General features: G+C 43.3%; 13 protein-coding genes. 4 read left to right on the top strand and 9 right to left on the bottom strand.

Annotation, left to right across the window (positions count from 1 at the left end; genetic code table 11):
* Positions 1-4: 4 nt before the first annotated feature.
* The 5 genes from BM736_RS25385 to BM736_RS08000 all read right to left on the bottom strand — a co-directional run bounded on the left by BM736_RS25385 (position 5) and on the right by BM736_RS08000 (position 3,383).
* Positions 5-331: a hypothetical protein gene (locus tag BM736_RS25385; protein ID WP_256717760.1), complete on the bottom strand. Its 327-nt coding sequence runs from the start codon at positions 329-331 to the stop codon at positions 5-7.
* 48 nt (positions 332-379) lie between these two features.
* On the bottom strand, positions 380-1,168 hold the full coding sequence (locus tag BM736_RS08015; RefSeq protein ID WP_256717759.1) for an ABC transporter substrate-binding protein: 789 nt from the start codon (positions 1,166-1,168) through the stop codon (positions 380-382).
* 369 nt (positions 1,169-1,537) lie between these two features.
* Complete coding sequence (locus tag BM736_RS25505; protein WP_076410691.1) at positions 1,538-2,134, bottom strand: type II secretion system protein; 597 nt, start codon at positions 2,132-2,134, stop codon at positions 1,538-1,540.
* Positions 2,135-2,346: 212 nt separating this feature from the next.
* A complete protein-coding gene (locus BM736_RS08005; RefSeq protein WP_083699961.1) occupies positions 2,347-2,619 on the bottom strand; it encodes a DUF333 domain-containing protein in 273 nt (90 codons plus the stop codon).
* Positions 2,620-2,714: 95 nt separating this feature from the next.
* The gene (locus BM736_RS08000; RefSeq protein ID WP_076410689.1) at positions 2,715-3,383 is read right to left on the bottom strand and encodes a hypothetical protein; all 669 of its coding nucleotides are present in this window, start codon (positions 3,381-3,383) and stop codon (positions 2,715-2,717) included.
* Between the two features lie 543 nt (positions 3,384-3,926).
* On the opposite strand from BM736_RS08000, the gene BM736_RS07995 reads away from it, so the two are divergent.
* The 3 genes from BM736_RS07995 (at position 3,927) to BM736_RS07985 (ending at position 7,615) form a co-directional block, all read left to right on the top strand.
* Entirely contained in the window at positions 3,927-4,583 is a 657-nt protein-coding gene (locus BM736_RS07995) for a hypothetical protein (RefSeq protein ID WP_076410687.1), read from the top strand.
* Positions 4,584-4,864: 281 nt separating this feature from the next.
* Positions 4,865-7,009 carry an LruC domain-containing protein gene (locus tag BM736_RS07990; RefSeq protein ID WP_076410686.1) on the top strand — a complete coding sequence of 715 codons (2,145 nt, stop codon included), beginning with the start codon at positions 4,865-4,867 and terminating at the stop codon, positions 7,007-7,009.
* A gap of 12 nt (positions 7,010-7,021) precedes the next feature.
* Positions 7,022-7,615: a hypothetical protein gene (locus BM736_RS07985; RefSeq protein WP_143562364.1), complete on the top strand. Its 594-nt coding sequence runs from the start codon at positions 7,022-7,024 to the stop codon at positions 7,613-7,615.
* Positions 7,616-7,721: 106 nt separating this feature from the next.
* Here BM736_RS07985 and BM736_RS07980 read toward each other — a convergent pair whose 3' ends face one another.
* The 4 genes from BM736_RS07980 to BM736_RS07960 all read right to left on the bottom strand — a co-directional run bounded on the left by BM736_RS07980 (position 7,722) and on the right by BM736_RS07960 (position 13,834).
* A complete protein-coding gene (locus BM736_RS07980; protein WP_076410684.1) occupies positions 7,722-9,329 on the bottom strand; it encodes a PepSY domain-containing protein in 1,608 nt (535 codons plus the stop codon).
* 55 nt (positions 9,330-9,384) lie between these two features.
* Positions 9,385-9,636: a hypothetical protein gene (locus BM736_RS07975; RefSeq protein WP_076410682.1), complete on the bottom strand. Its 252-nt coding sequence runs from the start codon at positions 9,634-9,636 to the stop codon at positions 9,385-9,387.
* A gap of 516 nt (positions 9,637-10,152) precedes the next feature.
* Positions 10,153-11,544, bottom strand: coding sequence for a hypothetical protein (locus tag BM736_RS07965; RefSeq protein WP_076410681.1), 1,392 nt, complete (start codon positions 11,542-11,544; stop codon positions 10,153-10,155).
* A gap of 70 nt (positions 11,545-11,614) precedes the next feature.
* A complete protein-coding gene (locus BM736_RS07960) occupies positions 11,615-13,834 on the bottom strand; it encodes a TonB-dependent hemoglobin/transferrin/lactoferrin family receptor (protein ID WP_256717758.1) in 2,220 nt (739 codons plus the stop codon).
* A gap of 744 nt (positions 13,835-14,578) precedes the next feature.
* On the opposite strand from BM736_RS07960, the gene BM736_RS07955 reads away from it, so the two are divergent.
* The gene (locus BM736_RS07955; protein WP_076410677.1) at positions 14,579-16,816 is read left to right on the top strand and encodes an acyl-CoA dehydrogenase; all 2,238 of its coding nucleotides are present in this window, start codon (positions 14,579-14,581) and stop codon (positions 16,814-16,816) included.
* Positions 16,817-16,918 lie beyond the last annotated feature (102 nt).

Here is a 16,918-nt window from a genome sequence, read left to right as displayed (position 1 = left end):
CGCTCTACTGATTTAATGGAGCTAGTCTTACAGCTCTTTCAACTATATGGCTGCGATTAAAGCTTTCATCTGCAAAATCTTCAATATCGATGGGGTTCCTGATAATGCCTCCCTCAACGGCTAAGTCCATAATGAGCCTCAAACCGGGTTTATCCACATTTAAACTATGATAATTAATCACCTTTAAATCAGGGTCTAAACTAGCAATAATCGCTTCACGAGTATGAGCAGGAATATGCTTACGAACTAGCCTTACGATCTCCTCCATATCTTCCCCCCCTAAATTACGTGCAGTCTCAATGTCATCGCCCGCTTTATGGATATAATCCATCACCTCCTGTACGGCTTGCTGCTTGTTAGTAATGGCATAATCCGTTGCTTAAGCAATACATTCGACATGTCCATGCTTCCACGGCATTACATCTTTTGAGTACCATGCTACGTGGCCGAAACCGCCTGTTTCAACCACATCAGCCCAAGGCAAAGATTGCTCAAAAGCAGCGGCTTGGGCGCGATTACTTTTACTCTTAATAAAGCTTGGTGACTTTGGTGGGGCGACGGCTATGGCTAATACATCCGTCCCAGAACTTGGTGTTAAGCTCATGGTAAGGCCATGCTCTTTAAGGTACCGATACAAAACCACAGTATGTGTGGCTAATAGATGCGGCATACCAATTTCAGTTGATTTTCCAGTTACCTCAAAGACCTCTTTTAATGCTTTAGCGACTTTATCATCAGGCTTTCTTTCATGCCTCATAGAGGCTAATTTCACTTTCCTATTAAGTTGGTCATTGATTGCAAGTGCATTCCCATCACGGTGCATCAAGCCAATCCAACGAAAGTGAGGGTTCTCACTGTACATATCCATCGCCAAAGGGCTCATCACATAGGCCATATCAACATCACCAGATTGAAAGTAGGCCCGTAGCAGATCCCAGTTTTTCATCTGCTCTATTTGAAAGTCTGCATGCTTCATCTCACCTCTATATCTTTCATAGGCAATAATCGAAGCGTAGTGATCGGCTAGGGGGATATAAAGCGCTCTGATCTTTTTTCGCTCAGATGCAGATGTATTTGCACTCGCAGATAGCGCTATGATGAAAACCATTACAATAACAACTGCTAGATAAGTAATAAGTCGATGTGATGAACGCACAGCCACTGACATGTGTCTCTCCTTGACTTGTAATGAGGGGCAACTGCAAAGTAATACCTCATTGAGCTTAGTCGAGCATCTTCAGCTTTTCACTACTCAATGAGAAATAATATCTGTTTATTCTTGCCCATTAAGTACTTACTTTTTATAGGGTCTTTAATCTAACTCGATTGAATTTCAACCCTTTGAATGTTCAGCGCAGCACTCGTGAGCTTTACCTCGCGATATTAAGAATCTAGCCTTGAGGAGGAAAAAGAAGAAAACAAACAAAAAGGAGTACAGCTGTAATTTGGTGACAAGAGTAGAAACTTAGAAAGCTAAGAGCTTTAATCTGATATAACTAAAGCCCATATTGTCTAGTGATGACTTCAGCGAGTTTTACTAACAACCTTGGTTAATCACATTCAACATTGGCTCATCCCCCTGCGCATTAACGCCGGTATACTCAAGTAAACAAAGACTGTCAACACTCAGCCCTCTAGGCACAAATGATATATAACTATCTGGTTCATGTGTCATTATTCCCCACTCAGACATGACAACTTCATCAGTACTAGTTAGATGAGTAGCATCAATATTTAGTGCTGTGGTAATACTATTAAAAATCACTCGATCGATAGGGCCTAAGCTTTTAGTATCTTGCGGTAAGAACTGTAAACTTGTTGGCAAGTAACCATATGCGAGCAAAGTGCTGCCTATGCTAGCGCCTAAATCTACGCTCGCCACAGCTTGAGTCTCTTTCCCCTGAATCAATGCCTTGCTATAAACTAAACTGTTACCACTTGAGACCGCTCCCTTCATTCCCTGTAATACGGAGTGGTGAGCATCACTTTTTAAGTTGATAAATTTAGGCGCAGCAACAACTGATAAAATCCCTAAAACAATGATAACCACCACTAGCTCTATTAAAGTAAAGCCCGCATTACTTTTCGGTGCTAGCGCTTTATATTGCGGTCGTATTTTTCCACTTAAGCTCATAAAATTTACTCTCAAAATTTTACCTAAAGGCAATTGCATGGTTTGCGGATAGTCAATTTACAGAAAGCTGAAAAGCGATATAAGATAAGAGGTGTTAATTAGGTGAGTTAAGACAGTTATTCACACCATTTTAACCATCTGCTTGCAATTTAGTTAATTAATCGATATTCAACAACATACCCCTTGTCACTTGTAACAGTTATGAGTAACAGCTAGTGATCCCGCCTGTACAAATCCCACTCCTCAATCACCTCCCCTGAAGGCAGGTGACATAACCCTAAAGCACCATCTATGCCTGTTTTTATCTCGAGCTCTCCATCGAGTGCAAAACAATAGCTAGAGGCAGGGTTGGTCATACTCGCGCCAACTGTATCTTGCTCTATAACACAGGCTGTCAATGCTAATACGATGAGTAGTACGCCTAAATAAACAATACCGATATGAAACAATCTAGGGATGATATTTTGCGGGGTTAAGCTCTGCATATTTGACCTTTATATTATTCATTCCTAGCTCAAGTCATTAACTAAAAAACGCCCATCAGGACGTTTTTGCATTGCAATAAAAGCAATATTACTGCTTAGAAGCGGTAACCAACGGTGAACATAACGGTGCTAAAATCTCTGTTAGACACATCATTTTTAACTTTGTGTGAAGGTGACGTTACAGGCTTAGCATTATAAGCACTTGCAGAATAGCTCATGTCACGCTGACCATCTTGCCATGTGTAATGAAGGTTAAAGTTAAGGCCGTTATCCATGTAGTACCCCACACCAACCATTGGAGCATATTCGTAATTGCTAGAACCACTAACATTTAAACCTGCAGTATTTGTAATCCCACCATCACCATTTTCTCTAAGATCAAAACCTGTTCCTACTGAATACTTAGACATCTCAACACCAGCTTTAACGGCAAGATGCCCTGCGCCTAGATCAAACTGGTAACCAGCATATAGGCTGTGAGCACGATATTTATCTTGTGAGAAAGTATCTGCTGATACACTGATCCCATCATTAACATCTGGATGCTGGAAGTCATAAGTATCGCTATTCTTATTCTCATCTCCCGTATAGGTATAACCAAAAATAAAGTCGCTATAGCCAGCTTCAAGACCAACAGCGGCATTAGTGCCACCCGCTTTACTGTGAGATGCACCGACCATAGGGTTGATAGTAAACTCACTAGCACTAACTGCAGATGCAACTAGCATTGATGTTAAAGCACACGCACATAAAATTTTTTTCATAGTCAATTTCTCTTTAATAACTCTCTGAATAAGTTGGCTTCATGCCTTCGAGGGGCTCCCCTCCTTTTGATGTGGCCATGATATAAAGTGACAAATCACCATTCATCATTAAGGAAATTGATAGCACTTAGAGATACAAGAAAGGCTTATTCCTCCCATTTATGCTCATAAGTTCTTCACCTTTGGCTTTTATGCTAATGAGCTGTCAACATTGCACCGCTCCAAGTATCAAACAGGTAAATAGAAGGTAAATTCCGAGTAGCTACTGAGTAAGTACGGGCTTGTATTACTAGTAATAAAATCTACTTGATGAGTCATGCTCACTTGAATTTAAACTTAATCAAGCAGCAAAGGCCCTATTGGTAGAAACCTGAATGAATAAAAAAATTAAGGAGATAGAGGATAGAACATAAAGAGGTAATATTTGATTGAGGTATCCTGCTACTTAGTCCTTTACTAGAAAACAATTAAACTCATAGTAATGACTAGTAAGGTTTAAAACAGTTAATATGGCCTTAATCCAGACAGTAAATAGAGAACATGATGACAACAGCACTTTCTTCAAAAGCGAAAGCAGAGCTTGGTAGTTTATTGGTCAATACCGAGGAGCTAGTGGATCTGCTCTCTATGCTTCCTAAAGATCTACTCGCTGAATACCCGCTCCTTCAAAAAGAACTTATCAGTAAGCACCCACACACTAGAAGCTATAACAAAGCGCTTAAAGAGAAGCGCTTTACTAAAGAGGAGTTTCGCGATCGCATCTTTGCTAGGCTTGATATTTTTGCTTATGAGATGGCTATTACAATCAACTCAGACTACTTAATTGAGCGAGTCATGCTGACTGTCGGTGATGATATTAATAAGATTGATGAGCTCGAAATGAATGAGATAGGTGCAGATGTACTCCAGCGAATTCTCCTTGATCTAAGTACCCAAGTTAGAAAACAAACTCAGCCAAAAGGCGATCACCCTTTTCTGGCAGAAAGAGGCCGTATCGACCATACATTTTGGCGACACGCTGAGAAAGCCTTCGATGCTTACAATGAAGGCTATACCACACAAGCAGCCCTCGATGCTTGGTGTCAACTCAATCTAAATACCCGCTGCCCTCAAAGCTTTATCCGCTGGTTAAAAGCAAATAGCGACCCTAGAGAGCTCAATGAATGGAATGAGTATGTTGCTCAAGGCAGTGATGCTTAATCCCTATCGGAAATGACAGTTAGATAGCTCCGCCACCTTGGGGCTATCGTTCTGTTTTACACTCCTACCTTCTAGCATTTAAATCCCCTCAACTAATCCCGTTTAAACAAGCCCTTTCAAGTAAATCATTTTTTTAAACCTACTCGCACTATGAGTTGCAGAATGCAGCCACCGCTTAGAAAACAAAAACAACATAACAACAAACCATGCAGAAACAACAACTTAAAAACTGGCACACCCCATGCAGAGTACAGCTAAGCGATCATCTAAAGGGAACTGCTATGAAACGATCATCACTTTTAATACTGGCCTACACTGCAAGTTTAACTTCGCTAAGTGCTATAGCTGGAGAGTTTGAGTCTTGTCCAACTAAAGCATTTATCATTCAAACCCCATCTTCTATCCCTATCTCCTACGGAGTTGAGCTAGCCACAGGGAGTTACGTCATTCTTTCCAGCGATATGAATCGCATTAAAGCCTACAACGGCGTTGGATTTAATTACCATGATAACTTCATCTATGGCTGGGACTATGAAGCAAGCACACTAGGTAAAACGGGAGATGATTATCAGATATCCCCGCTTAGCGTAAATAAAGATGCCGATGCGGCAGCTGCTGGTAACTTTTATGTTGGCGATATCGCTATCGATGAAAATGTCTGGTACGGCTATAGGAAGAATAAAGGACTGTTTAAGATCCCACTTGATAACCCAAGTAACTACTCAATGTCGCTCGTTGCAGGTAGTAAAGCCAATGCAACTTATAATATTACTGACTTTGCCTTCCACCCTAGTGATGGCTATATCTACGCAGTAACCAATGGTGCAACAGGTAGCCTACTTCGAATAGACCCTAGTGACGCATCGGCTGATAACTTAGGCGTTGTGGTCACCTCATCAGGCACAAACTTCACCTTTGGTGCACAATTTTTTGATCCCTCTGGCACCCTATATCTCAGTAATAACAAGGATGGAAAGATCTATCGCCTCAATGTCAATGATGCAAGCCCCAGTGCAGACATCTTTGCCTACGGCCCCTCTTCATCGAGTAATGATGGCGCCCGCTGTGCGCTCGCTGAGGTCCCAGTCGGCGATAATGTCGATTTTGGTGATGCACCTGATACCTATGGGACTTATATGACATCTAACGGCGCTAGACACTCCATTATAGATGACTTTTATTTAGGCTCTGGTGTTGATAGTGAGGCGAACGGTTACCCTACCCCATTATCTGATGATGCAAGTGATGGCAATGACGATGAAGACGGTATCAGCATGCCTACTGGCTTTGAACTTGGAGAATCTGCCATCGTATTAGTGACAGCGACTGGTTCTGGTGGCTATCTTAACGCTTGGTTTGATTGGAACCAGAATGGTGAGTTTGACAGTGATGAGCAGGCGATAAGCGGACAGTCTCTCACCCCCGGCAGTAATACTCTCAGCCTAGATGTCCCAACTTGGGGAAAAACTGGCCAAACCTGGGCAAGATTTCGCTTCAGTAGTTTAGCCGATATAGGACCTACAGGTGGCGTTGGTGACGGCGAGGTGGAGGATCACCAGATCACTATTACTGAAACTGGGGTCACTATTAATTACTACCCTTCATCGTCAGGCTATACATCAGTTGCCTACGAAGACCTTTATCCTGACCAAGAAGATTACGATATGAATGATGTCATCTTCCACCTCAGGTTTATTGAATATGTCAAAAATGATCAAGTTAGACGCATTGAGATAGAAGCTAAGCTCGCAGCAATGGGCGCCGCTTACCACAACGGTTTCGCCATCCAGTTACCTGATGTCGCCTTTGATAAGGTAAAGGAAAATTCTATAGAGTGGAGCATTGACGGTATCGCTCAAACTAGCTCACCACTTGAGTCTGAACAAACCAATGCCGTATTCATATTGACTGAAGATCTGTGGGATCACACCTCTATCGCCAATGGATGTAATTTCTTAAGAACTGAAACAGGTTGCGGTACAAACCATAGAACAACTTGGAGAATGACAATTCCGTTTGAAACCACGATAGCTCAATCTCAAATGCCTGAATTTCCTTACGATCCATTTATCTTTGCAACCCCTGGAATGGATCATGGCCTTGCAGCCAAGAATGTTGTGGGTGGTCATCCAGGTCGTCAACTTGAGATCCATCTTAAAAATCGCGCTCCAACGGATAAGTTTGCAACCGCTTACTTTGGTTCTCGAGAAGATAGGTCTTCACCTAACTCTGGACAATACTTTCTTAATGAAAATGGCATGGCATGGGCGATAGAAGTCCCTGTGACCTGGCAGCACCCCATGGAACGTGAGCGTCTCGACAGTGCTTACTCTGATTTCGTGGACTTTGCAGCAGATAGTTCAGGCGCCACCAAACCAAGCTGGTATACCAACCCAACGCATTCATTAATCTTTAATGAGCAATAAGAGGAAATCACTATGACAAAGCAACTATTAGCGACTCCCAAAAAGCAGGTACCAGCGGCAAAAATCACGCCTAAACGTGAGCAGCCAAGTCAGTACTACCTCATTATTGCGCTTAGCCTAGCAGCATTATCAGGAGGGTGCGGAGGCGGAGGGGATGGAGAGTCAAGCAGCGCGCCAACAACAGCACCTGTTACAGCCACCACAACTGATACAGGAACGGGAACAGATACAGGCACGGACACAGGAACAGATACACCTGATCCAACCCCTGACCCAACATCCCTCGATGATCTGGTTATCGCAGAGGAAAACATCATTGAATCTGCGTATCAATTACAGGTGCAGGTTGCACTGAATGATACTCAACGAGGTTACTTCTCACTGTGTGATGATTACCAAGCTCAGGGTGCCAGTTATACAGTGAACTATGAATCATGCTTATTTAGAGGGCCGCTCAGCAGTGGAGACCTCTCAGCAAATGTAAAAATAGCCAACCACCAAAATGAGCTTATCGCTGTGGTTTGGCATTACGATGGCAGTTTACCTAACTATCAAGTGTGGCAATATGATTATGACGCTGAAAGCCAACTGCTGAGTTTTAACTAACTGCTAAGTTTATACCTCGGCTAATGCCTCAATGAGTTTCGAGGTATATTAAACAAAACGCAGCCATTGGCTGCGTGTTTATCTCAAGACTAATAAGTCATAAACATCAGTTTTGCGTCACCGTATCCGAAGTGATATCTGCATGTTTGAGCTCATCATCAGAAGTCTCTACATCTGATTGTTGACCGGGCTTACTAAACAGTGACAAAGCCACTGTAATGAGTAAGACAAAGGCAACAGCTAATCCGGCCTGAACGCCTACAACCTGTAAGAACCCTCGATTACTCAGCGCAACAATGTTCTGGTGAAATAAGACCCAGTCAGACATCATGGTCATTGCTACCACAACTGCCGTAGCTATCAAGGAGATAAATAGTAATCTTCGTTTATCGGTGATGATATAGGCCAGCAACAGATACAGACATAAAGTCATCACAAAGCTGATTATCATTATCTGACTTCGGTCAGCCCATTCAATTGGCATTAATCGTTCAGTCAAAAATGCCATTGCTGTGGCGAGCATGACCCCCATCGAGGATCCTAAAGTCATACTATTAACAAAGGCTATATGCTTAGGCGTCGACTGCCTCTGTTGCAGTCGCTTTTCGGCCCAAAGTAAATTACCACTCACGATAAGCGTACATACGCCTAAGCCCAAAATAAGATAAATAACCCTTAGATCCATTCCTGCATAGTCACCAAAATGTAATGTCGCCAGTACGATACGACCAGTGGTCATGGTATTAGGTGTTTCAGGCGCCCTAGAGAACAAGGTCTCTTTATCTTTAAGTCTAAAGACCTGCTCAACAGGGCTAACAAACTTACCCGATTCACTGCCGAACACATGCAGTAAGGCACTGCTGTCACCATAGTTATAACCGCGAATGACCCTCGGGGTCTCGCCAAACTCTTCAATATGCTCAGCGACTAAGGCATCAACTTCAGCACTGGTATCCAGTGGTTTATCTAACCATTCAGGCATCTGCTGGGTGTAACCTGCATCGCTGAGCAAGGCTTGTTGATCGCCTTTATAGAGCACTAAGGCAAAAGTGATTTGATAAATAATCACTAAGTTAAAAATCAATCCAGTGAGCGCGTACATTAAGGTAAAAGGCAGGGTCATCACGCCGATGACATTATGCATGGTTAGCAGTTGATCCCGCTTGCCCTCGTTAGTACGGTAAAGAAAAAACTGTCTGAACAACTTACGGGCATGAATGAAAATCCCAGATATCAGTGCAAAAAAGAAAAATAGGCTCACAAAACCTATGATATAACCGCCATTGGGAATATTAAGATCATAATGTAACTGGTAAATAAAATCGGCCAGATAGAAATCATCAATATTGGCCACCACTTCACCGGACACAGGATCCATCAACAGAGATACATAATCGATATCTGTGGTCGCATCTTCGGGTAAGAGGATGTCCACGTACACCTTATAAAATGGCATCTCGTCAGAAGGAGAGACTAAGGTCAAATGCTCCTTAGCGTTAAAGGGACGATCCTTAATTGCTAATGCCATTATCTCGCTAGGAGACAAAACTTCCCCTTGGGCAGGAGCATGGTGCGGCAACACAGACCAGAGGTATATCTCACTGCGAAATAAGCTTATCGAGCCCATAAAAAAAACGATAAATAGTAGGCTGGAGATGGTTAACCCCAGCCAACTATGAGCCTCCGTCAACCGCTTTAAAAATTGTTTATTCATAACTACTCACTCTTAAAAATCGATTTATCAAAAATCTATATCGATGACGATTAGATTAGCTCAGAAAAAACAAGGTATTGAAGCCCACCGAAACCAAGAGTAGACCTCCGCATCGCCGCCATGCATGCCAGCCAGTGTCACTGGCATAGCACCAGACCATGGCACTCACCCAAAGGGGAAAAGCCATCAATAAGCCAATAAATAACCGAGTATCCACATCAAGCGGTAACAGGTGATTGAGGTTCAACATTACAGAGATTGAGATAAGGCAACCGCCTAATAGGGCTGCGAAGGTTTTAGACCACATGTTGACCTCCTAGCTGCACCACTGCTAACCAAAAAATCAAATTAGCACCACTGAAAGGGATAAGTTTGGCCTGGGTATGACCAAGCAGTAACACTAAGCTAAGCCAAATCAGCATAGTAAATGTTAATACCACCAAGGCTGACGCGACAACGTTATAAGATAACGTAAACAGCCAAATACTAATTAACACACTACCTATAAACGTAGGTATTGATAGGGATTTACTAAAAGGTTTAGCTAATAACCTTTGGTGATTACTCGAGAGAAATACGGTTAAACATCCGCACCATAAAACAGATATTGCGACACTGATTGCTAGGCTCATCTTTATATACAAATAATTATCATTTAGATAACCAATAATCTTAAACAGTTTCCTTAGTGGATTCGACAAAATTTACACAATGGCTAACCTTACATATGTGAGATAAAAAAATGCAGCCATTAGGCTGCATTTTTAATTATCAGGAGATCGTATTTAATGACCTGTGATGTTACTCACCATGACTTAGCTGCTTAGATGACATTCGCGGTCGCTACTGCATTAAACTCAGTTTGATAACGCTGCTCAAACTCATCCCGAGTCTGCGCCGATACAGGCATTAAATGTAGCTCAGATACGCTCAGCGCTTTATCTGCATCTGCAGCGCCAAAACCTGACTCAAAGGAATGACTCGCCTCACCCGCTGCTAGCGATTGCAATGCGCCTACCGAGCTTTGGTTGCTCACTGTTAATACTTGACTGGTGATCCCCCCGCCCATCCAATGAAACAATATATCTTCAGGCAATGGGGCGATAAATAGCTTACCCGCTTGCGTTGTAGCAAAGACATTGCGGTAGATATAACGGCAATAGGTAGGATCTTCAGCACAGAATGGGCCGCCCCCCGTGTATATCCGATCTGAGTAGTGCCCGGCAGTATCGCCTAAGTCATCATTGCCTAGCACTTCAAACTCAACTTGGGTCGCTAAGTTATCACCAGTATCGACATGAGTGGGGAAGATAACACTTAACTTCATCTCACTGATGTCATCGAAAATCAGCTCATCGCTAGACACTTCTCTTTGTTGCACCCAAAGCTCGTTATCGACGATGGTGTCGTTAATCGCTGTGATGCTACCTTCATGGATACCGTAATCGGGCACCGCGACTTGCTCAGAAACCAGTGAAGACGTAAATTCAGCCGCTAACGGGTAATTAACATAGCTCAGGCTCAATTGCTCACTCGCCATAGGCAAGGTCACTGAAACCAGCTTACTTTGCGCTTCAGCAGTAATAGTCACTTCGCTTGCATCATCAAAATCACGACTATCTAGCAGTTCACTAAAGCGTAAATTGCTATCACTATCAAAGCTTGTCACTAACAGCGGCGACTCTTCAGCAATGTTTATTGCACTGCCTGTATTGCTCAGCTCACCATTGGCCGCAAGCTTCAAGCTTTCACCGCCACTTTGATTGACGAAAGTCAATGCCTTAGCACTGTCTTGAATCGCTGCACACTCTGCCACATCGCCATCATCGACACGGGCTAACAGCACTTTACTCGCCTGAGAAAGCAAGCTGACCTCAAAAGTGCTGCTACTCCAGTATTTGAAATCAGGGTTCTGACTACGGTAAAAGTAACTGAGGTAATGCGCGCCCTCTGGCAGCTCCTCAATCATGATCGCACCATTTTCATTTGATTGACCTGTTGCGAGCGATACACCATCGATATCAAAAACAGAGTAATCAACCCCCGAGATCCCACAGTTTGGACTCTGAGCACTGCTGATATAAAGGGCATGTACAAGGTCTTCAGCTGGTGGCCACTCATCGATTGGCGGAGTTGGTGTTCCATCATTGGGGTTATTCGAGTTACAAGCTGCCATTAACAGCATCATCGCTAACGCTAGAGATGTTTTTTTCATCTTAAATCCTATTCAGAAGCTGATGACTTGGCCATCAACTTCATATCTGTCAGTATTTCGCTAATGGAGATTAAAACTGATAGTTCAGTTTGACGTTGAAGTAACGACCAGGTTGGCTGTAACTCTCTTCGGTGACACCTAAGTTAGACATCAGGTATTTAGACTGACCTGCTACATCGGCATACTCGATATACTCAGTATCAAACAGGTTATAAACACCCGCACGTAGGTTCCAGCTGTCGCTAATGTGAAGGTTGGCAGTCAGATCGAATACCGCATATCCGGCAGTGTTATAGACTTCGTTGAAGCCATCACCTACAGGGAAGATAGTGAGGTCTGTGGTTCTATCCATGTTATCGGCAAAGCGAACCGTCATACCAAAATCCACCTCTTTACTGGCAATTTCCGCATAATAGTTCATACCAACATTGCCCTTTAACGGGCTCACGCTATTTAGGTAGTCACCATTTTGATCTTCACCATGGGTGTAAGCAATATTCCCCCAAACCTCGATATCATCATTTAGCCATTGGCGAAGCGATGCTTCAGCACCATAAAGCGTCACCTTGTCATAGTTGATATATCGGTATTCTAATGAACTAGGCATAACACAGCCTAAAGGCCCACCACAGCCAACGAACTCCCAATCAATATAGTCATTAGCTTGGGTATAGAAGGTGGTCAATTCATATTGAGTATCACCATGATGGCCACGAAGCCCTAGCTCAACAGTATGGCTAGACTCAGACTCAAGATCATAGTTAGCTAAGATTTTGACTGGAAATGGCATCTTGCCATCTTTGATCTCCATCTCACCCCATTTCTGATCTGGGGTAGGCATCTTGTAGCCGTAGGCATACTGGGTATAAACATTGAGGTTGTCGGTAAGGTGATAAACCAAACCAAGTTTTGGCGACCAGAAATCCCCAGTCATAGCAGCAAAATCTTCAGGATCACGGCCCGCATCTTCAGCTTGTTGCTGGTCGGGGGTATTTTTATAGTAATCGTATCTAAGCCCTAAAATGGCATTAAGCTTGCCATCATAGAAAGTAATATCATCTTGTATAAATGCGCCAACCCTTAAACTGTCGGTATCAGCGAAAGAGAAAGTATCAGTGTCTGAAGGGGTCCAATTACCCCCACTGTCCATGACTTGGTAATCTCTTGGGCGACTCATCTGCGAGTGCTCAATATCAAGCCCATAGATAAGATTATGACTGTGGCCTGTTAAGTCCAATGCTTTGCTAAAGGTACTGGCAAAACCGACTCGATATTCATCGAATTGGTAGTCTCGTTTTTCATAAATATCACGTTCGTACCCTTGACTGCCATTATAATATTGACGCGCTTCAGTTTGATCTGTCTTGCCATAATAAAGTACGAAATCGACACTGTCGTGAATGACTCTGTCCTTATCTGAACGCAGCCTCAAAGAGGTGTTTAATGCCTGGGTTTGTCGGTCGTAATCGATAGACTGCTTATCATCAAGATCATCTTCCCAGCGGTACATCTGCTGATTCATATAATCAACAGTAAGCTGCAAATTGGTATGCTCATTAAAGTGGTACTTACTCTTAACTAACATGCTGTCGGTGATAAGGTCACTTAAAGGAAGCGTTTCTGTATAGTTTTGCTGCTCCTCACCGTAGCGGCGTTGATAGCTGACTAAGTTATCGAAATCCCCCGCTGAAAAAGCAGAGGTAAAACCACCTGAGTACTCATCATTCATACCGGTATAACCGGCATTTGCTGAGAAATAGTAATCCTCACCTCTAAGGTAATCATCGGCATCTTTAGATGTCATCACCAGTACGCCACCTAGCGCGTCCGAGCCATACATGGTCGAAGCTGCTGCTTTTAGCACCTCTACCTGCTTAAGCCCTTCGACTTCGGTTAACCCGCGACCCGTGCCTTCTGCGCCAGGACCTAACGGAGAGGCATACTGGCTGTTAACACGTACACCATCTTTTACCATCATCACTCGGTTGCCGCCGATACCACGAATGGTCACTGAACTAGGCTTACCCGCACCGCCTTTAACATCAACCGCAGCTTCTGTTCTGAACAAGGTCGAGAAGTCAGTACTCATATTACGAGCAATCGCTTCTTCATCGATCACCACGACGGAGCCGGCGACCTGATCTAATGTCTGCTCCATTCGAGAGCCTGAGATCACTATGATCTCATGAAAGTTAGACTCAGTTTTTGGCGCTTCTTCCGCAATAGCTTGCGGAGCAAGCGCTGCGGCAATCGCTGCACTCAGTAATTTGACAGAAAGCTGGTTCATCATCGATACCCTTTGCAAATCTTAATAGGAATTAATCTCATCTTTTTATGGGCGGGATTCTATCATGAAGTCGTTTTTACAAAGCGATCATGATCGCAATATTTGAACTCAATAAAGCAAAAAACCACCTTACACAAACAGTTGTTTTTTAAACGTAATAAATAAAATGAGCATGAAACACCGATGAAACAGAATACATACAAAAATAGATAAATGTATCAAAATGTGGTCAAGGCAGTTTTCAACATTATCAAAAAACGGGTAATTGAATTCATAATGATTTTGAGGGCTAAATGTTGATAAACGGCTGAGTACCAATCAAACAAACCTGGAAATTGATAGCCATTTTATCTGTACTTTTCACCCTACTAAATATCAAACAGCAACATAAAATCGGCCATTGCAGGTTTATCTCATCAACAAAGTTAAAGCTTGCAGCTGATACTAGACCCAACCGATGCTTAAACGCCGAAATAAGCTAAATTGATGCTAGCTTCCCCTCATGTTTTCTCCCTTAAATATCACGCTTTACTCCGTCGCAGCATATTAAAAGCTTAGCAAACCCTTTGTTAACAAAATAATTTTTCATTCAGCATACAGGTGTAAGCTAATGAAAGTTCAAAAGATAATGGGTGAAAAACAGTGAGCAATCAAACAACCGTTTAAATTACTTGTTTAGAGTTATTGATCTAAGTCTCGTTTTATGTCGTAATGTGACAAGAATTTCTGGTCGGATGAGTAAAAGTTATGAGCATAAGAACACAATTAAAAAAGATAATGCCGAGTATCTCTACCACAGAGCAAGAGGCACTCGATGCGGGTGATGTTTGGTTGGAAGGTTCAATCTTCCAAGGTAAACCTGATTTCTCAGCCTTACGAGACATCCCTGTTGCTAGCTTAAGTGCAGATGAACAAGCTTTTCTCGACGGTCCAGTAGCGACTTTAATAGAGATGGTAGACGACTTTGCTATTCAAAGTGATAAGCACCTTCCAGATCATATTCTTACCTTTCTAAAGCAAAATAAGTTTTTCTCTCTAATTATCCCAAAAGCCTATGGCGGACTCGAATTTAGCCCATATGCAAATTCAACCATAGTGGCCACTATCGCAGCCAAAAGCTCAGCAGTTGCTGTTACTGTTATGGTGCCTAACTCCTTAGGGCCTGGTGAATTATTGATGCACTACGGCACAAAAGATCAACAAGACCATTGGCTACCGCGTCTAGCGAATGGGCAGGAGATCCCCTGTTTTGCACTCACTAGCCCAGAGGCGGGTTCAGATGCAGGTGGGATCCCAGATGTTGGTACTGTGACTATGGGTGAATATGAAGGCCAGCAAGTACTGGGTCTATCTATTACTTGGGATAAACGTTACATCACTTTAGCCCCTATCGCATCGGTACTGGGTCTGGCATTTAAAGTCGAAGATCCAAAAGGTTTACTCGGCAACAAAGAGCAGTTGGGTATCACCTGTGCGCTCATCCCTAAATCTCACCCTGGTGTAGAGCTAGGTAACCGTCACGATCCTATGGGCGTTAACTTCTACAACGGGACAACCCGCGGTGAAAATGTCTTTATTCCGATGGACTTCATCATAGGTGGCCAGAAGAATATCGGCCGTGGTTGGGCTATGCTCGTTGCCTGTCTAGGTGCTGGCCGTGGTATTTCACTTCCTGCGCTAGGCGCATCGGTCAGTCAGTGCTCATTTAAATCTTCAGCTGAATATGCCGCAGTCCGTGAACAATTTGGCTTATCTATCGGTAAGTTTGAAGGTATTCAAGAAAAGTTGGCCGACATTGCAGGTAAAACCTACCTACAAGAATCTATGCGCGTACTGACCACCGAAGGGCTAGGCATTGGCCTTAAACCTTCAGTTGTGACCGCTATTGCCAAATACCATATGACGGAACTTGGCCGTGATATTCTCAACTCAGCCATGGATATTCAAGCCGGTAAGGCGATACAACGTGGCCCTCAGAACACGCTAGCTTCTGGCTATGTGGCCCAGCCTATCGCCATTACCGTTGAAGGCGCCAACATTCTGACCCGTAACCTGATGATCTTCGGTCAAGGTGTAATGCGCTGTCACCCACATATGCAGAGCATGGTCGAAGCGATTCATAGCGATCATAAAAATGCCGACAAAGTCTTTAACGGCATCTTCCGAAAAACGGTAGGCTACAGCGTCAATAACAGCTTACGAGCATTCCGCTTAGGCTTGTTACCCTTTACCGCTCAAGCTAACTCAAAGCTGCCTGAAGTTGCGACCTACGAGAAAGCAGTTAATAAACTCGCCTCTAAACTTGCGGTCTATGCCGACTTCTCGTTATTGGTGCTGGGTGGAAAGCTCAAGCAAGCCGAGATGCTGTCAGCACGTTTAGGCGATGTGATGAGCTACCTCTATGCTGCCATGGCATCAATTCGTTACTACGAGCAAAAGCTACCGAGTGAGCAAAGAGAGCAAGCTGCACCTTACTTCCATTACGCAACACGTTGGTCTCTGTGTAAGGCTGAAGAAGCACTGCTTGCCTTCCTAGAGAACTTCCCATCGTCAGCAACACGTAAGTTGATGCGCGCCTTGACCGTGACTTACTCAGCTAAGATGCCAAAGATCAATGATGACTTAGTCAGAGAGCTTGCCGCACAAGCGCAGCTTAATACTGAGTTCAAAAAGAACCTAACACATCTGGTTAAGCCAGTTGTCGGTGATGGTAACTACATCAATGAGCAAGCGTATCTTGCCAAGCTCGATTGTCTAGACTTGCTGGCAAAAGTTAAGAAAGGCCTAAAAGCCCGCACGTTCAGATCGGGAACACGTTTCCCTATCACCTTAGATAATGCCCTTGCAGCAAAAGTGATCAATGCCACTGAGCATAAGCAGTTACTTGATTACAACCTTAAGCGTGAGCGTGCTATCCGTGTCGATGAATTTGATTTCAATATGAATCTCATTAGTGACAAGGCTGAGCTTAAGATAGCGAACTAAAGTATAAAGCCTCATCTCAGCGAAAAACAAAAATGCAGCCAAATGGCTGCATTTTTATTGCGAGCGTATTAATGACAATAGCTGCTAGTCACGCTAGATAAC

It is taken from the genome of Shewanella sp. UCD-KL12 (genome assembly GCF_001957125.1).
GTDB lineage: Bacteria > Pseudomonadota > Gammaproteobacteria > Enterobacterales > Shewanellaceae > Shewanella.
Note: the sequence above shows the minus strand (reverse complement) of the source record. Positions and strands in the feature narration are given on the sequence as shown.